Annotated in this window: 1 protein-coding gene; it reads right to left on the bottom strand. The window is 36.1% G+C overall.

The window, feature by feature from the left end; all coding sequences use genetic code 11:
* Positions 1–61 precede the first annotated feature (61 nt).
* Positions 62–296, bottom strand: a 235-nt coding sequence (locus AAEY62_RS21665) for a hypothetical protein (RefSeq protein ID WP_350636454.1), incomplete at its 5' end; no start/stop codon positions are given.

The raw sequence follows: 296 nt of genomic DNA on the forward strand, positions 1-296 counted from the left end.
GTATTGATGATTGCTCTGATTCTAATAAATCATCAATATCAAAATCGTCATCTTCACTTGCTCACTCTTCACTAAAGGCAGATATTTCATCGTGAGAATCCCCACTCTCTGGTGCTACTTTGTCGCTATCACTCGATTCAATTTCTGGTAATCTATCGTCTTCATCAAATAAGCTATCTAAATCATCAGCACTTAAAATATCATCACTGTTTTGTGATGTGTTTAAGTCTAAATCAATAGTGTCCTCTAAGCTGTCATCTACAGGCTCATCAAAGCCTTGCTGCATAAAAATATCG

Origin of the sequence: Pseudoalteromonas sp. GW168-MNA-CIBAN-0100 (genome assembly GCF_040309225.1) — a bacterium.
In the GTDB taxonomy this organism is placed as follows: Bacteria; Pseudomonadota; Gammaproteobacteria; order Enterobacterales; family Alteromonadaceae; genus Pseudoalteromonas; species Pseudoalteromonas arctica.